Origin of the sequence: Brevibacillus massiliensis (genome assembly GCF_000311785.1) — a bacterium.
GTDB lineage: Bacteria > Bacillota > Bacilli > Brevibacillales > Brevibacillaceae > Brevibacillus_C > Brevibacillus_C massiliensis.
In genome coordinates, this window is record NZ_HE978538.1 from 339230 (window position 1) to 341876 (window position 2647).

The window sequence follows — 2647 nt, forward strand, 5'->3', positions numbered from 1 at the left end:
TTACGTTTCTCCTTCCTGAACTCTCGCTGAAGAATATAAAAACTGCAATCAGAAGCCCTCTTCCCCGCCCACGTTTTCCCTTTCCCCTCACTTTTTTCTTCACGCCATCCCAGCCGTAATGACCGTAAAATCAAACATATATTAGGGCTTGCTGAACGAATGAGAAATATACAAGAAATCATGAATAATATACAGATTTGGTCCCAAAACAGCAAAGTCAGAGTCTGAATGGCATATCAGTAGCATAAAATACTGTTTTTCCGATCCATTTTGAACGCTTCGTGTGCCTCTTGATTGAACGAAATTCTTACTGGTGCAAGGTTTTTCAAAGAAATCCTGCAAAAACCTTGCACTTGGTCAAATTATAAATCCAGATTTTCCGCAGTTTTCTTTGATTATTTCACGATTCCTCGCGTTTATGCATTGTTCAGCAAGCCCTATATTATTCCCTTGATCTCGGATAGAAAGGAGGTTCCAGCAGGAGTGTCGAACACGCATTCCAGTGGTATAATGGTAGTACAGACAACGGACGGAGAAGGGAGAGTGATGACGTGACCAAACTAATGGACTTGAAGATCGACTTCGCGTTCAAGCAGGTGTTTGGCAAAGAGGGAAACGAACCGATTCTCCTTGCCTTTCTGAATGCCGCGCTCCAATTGCCGAAGGAAAAGCGGCTCTCTTCGGTGGAAATCCTCAATCCGGAAATCAATCGGGAACACATCGAGGATAAGGCATCCGTGCTGGATATCCACGCCAAGACAGAGCAGGGGGAGCACGTCAACATCGAGATTCAGCTGGCGAACAAGTTCGACATGGAGAAGCGTACCCTGTACTACTGGTCACGCATCTACTCGGCCCAAATGCAAAAAGGAATGCCGTACACGGAACTGGCGAAGACGATCACGATCAACATCCTCAATTTTCGCTTTCTGCGGGAAACTGAGCGGTTCCACACCACATTCCACCTGTACGAGGATCAGGAGCAGTTTCCGCTGACAGATGTGATGGAGATTCACTTCATGGAGATCCCGAAGCTGATGGACAAGTGGGAACAGCGTGCGGTCAATCCGCATGACAATGAGCTGGAGAGATGGCTGCTGCTTCTGGAGGCGGACGATCACGAAGAAATTCGCAAGGAATTGGAGGCGATAGCGATGCAAGATCCGGTCATGAAACGGGCGTTTGACGAATGGGAAGACCTGAGCCGTGACGAGAAGAAATGGGTCGAGTACGAGTCTCGTCGGAAGGCGATTCTGGACGAGATGGCGGCTGTAAGGGAAGCCGAGATACGTCAACAAAGGGCGAGAGAAGAAGGATTGGCAGAAGGCGAGCGGCAAAAGGCACTGGAAGTAGCAAAAAACCTGTTAGCGATGGACATGTCTGTGGAAGTGATTGCAAAAGCAACGGGATTGTCGGCAGAAGAAATCGAACAACTGAAAAAGCAACTTCACTAAACGTACCTTGCCCCTTGTCCTGATCTGACGAGGGGTTTTCTCTTTTGTATGAAACGAGTCCTCAGTCCGAAAGGAGGCAGAAAAACCGATTTCCGTCCGCTCCATTGCTTGCAAAACAAATACATAAACGTAAACATCAACGTACGCGTATACGCAGGCGTCGACGTAACCAAAGAATCAGAGCAGGAGTGGACGAGATGAACGACACGAAATCAATCCTTGCTAGAGTACTTACCCAGCAGGAAGCGAAAAAGGCCGCACAAGCAGCCGAAAACCAGCAGCAGGGAGCTTCCACAGAGAGAGCAAATGTAGTACCTCTCAAGGCAGTGGATAAAAAATTCCAAGAGAGGGGGAACCATTCACAGAAACTGCCGGAAGGTCAACAGGCCAAGCCGTTGAGAGTAAAACCACGGCAAACAAATAAAGCAGAAGGCACAGACAAAGCTGTCAAAGTGGACACTGTACTTCCACAGTCACAGCAGCTGTCTTCGATGAGGATTCCGAAGAGACAAGCACCGTTCGAGAAACGGTACAGAAGGGTCACGACGTACCTGGAGAACGGCGTGTACGACAAGGTGCAGAAGTTGTACGAGTCGGGAGAGATCGACCGGATCAGCAACTTGGTCAACACGGCGGTCAGGCTGTACCTCATGAAACACTACGGGTTCGGCAGCAAAGAGTAGCCCAAAATCCCGCGCAGAACGCTTTGTACGCAAGCAAAAACGAAAAAGTGATGCAACCCACAGCCCTACGTCCCTGAGCGGATGTAGGGCCTTTTGCGTTGTGCTTGGAAAGGAGGAAAGAAGCGTGGATGAGATCACGCAGTTTGAGCAGTACCTTCTGGAAAACGGCATTGCGCCGAAAACGATAGAGTCCTACGTGGGGGACGTGAGAGGATTCTGCGAGTACCTGCGGCAGATGGGCGTGGAAAGCGAGACTGACCTGAAACGCTTCTACGTGGTCAGCTACAAAAACCATCTCGTCGAAAACCTTGTTTTTAAAGGGATTTGCATTACAGTGTTGCATGTACATTTGTAGAAAAAAGGAATATAGCAAATTTCATATACCAATAAATGTAAATCAATGCAATATAGAAGTGAGAATCTCAATGTAAGGGTTTTCGTTTGTAGTTCATTAGCCTCGTGGGTTGGATGTCTTTTGTTGGAAGTCAATCATATAAAAAGTGTCTTTCG

Annotated in this window: 3 protein-coding genes; all 3 read left to right on the forward strand. The window is 47.7% G+C overall.

Annotated features, from left to right (window positions below; all coding sequences use genetic code 11):
• Nucleotides 1–551: 551 nt before the first annotated feature.
• The 3 genes from HGBM_RS10765 to HGBM_RS27200 all read left to right on the forward strand — a co-directional run bounded on the left by HGBM_RS10765 (nucleotide 552) and on the right by HGBM_RS27200 (nucleotide 2492).
• On the forward strand, nucleotides 552–1454 hold the full coding sequence (locus tag HGBM_RS10765; protein ID WP_019121119.1) for an Rpn family recombination-promoting nuclease/putative transposase: 903 nt from the start codon (nucleotides 552–554) through the stop codon (nucleotides 1452–1454).
• Between the two features lie 197 nt (nucleotides 1455–1651).
• Complete coding sequence (locus HGBM_RS10775) at nucleotides 1652–2137, forward strand: hypothetical protein (protein WP_019121121.1); 486 nt, start codon at nucleotides 1652–1654, stop codon at nucleotides 2135–2137.
• Nucleotides 2138–2261: 124 nt separating this feature from the next.
• Entirely contained in the window at nucleotides 2262–2492 is a 231-nt protein-coding gene (locus HGBM_RS27200; protein ID WP_019121122.1) for a site-specific integrase, read from the forward strand.
• Nucleotides 2493–2647: the final 155 nt, after the last annotated feature.

Excerpts from the sequence above, each read along its gene's own strand:
- HGBM_RS10775 (WP_019121121.1), top strand. The coding sequence starts at position 1,652 with ATGAACGACACGAAATCAATCCTTGCTAGAGTACTTACCCAGCAGGAA.